The following is a 263-nucleotide window of genomic DNA, read 5'->3' on the forward strand; positions in this document are numbered from 1 at the left end:
ATTAGCTCATAATCTTCGTACTCTGTCGTTGCTTCAACAATCGCACGTGCAAATTTTTCTGGGTTTTCTGATTTGAAAATACCAGATCCTACGAACACACCATCTGCCCCAAGTTGCATCATTAATGCAGCATCTGCCGGCGTTGCTACCCCACCTGCTGCAAAGTTTACAACTGGTAGGCGACCAAGACGGTTGAGTTCAAGTACTCCTGCATAAGGAGCTCGAGTAGGTGTTGCGGTTGTCAGGAATTCGTCTTCACGTAG

Annotated in this window: 1 pseudogene; it reads right to left on the reverse strand. The window is 46.8% G+C overall.

The annotated features are described in order from the left end of the window. Window positions 1–263 (reverse strand): annotated as a pseudogene (locus JDS96_RS31175) (pyridoxal 5'-phosphate synthase lyase subunit PdxS); the annotation flags it as partial.

Source organism: Bacillus cereus group sp. N21 (assembly GCF_016483395.1).
Taxonomy (GTDB): Bacteria; Bacillota; Bacilli; order Bacillales; family Bacillaceae_G; genus Bacillus_A; species Bacillus_A pseudomycoides.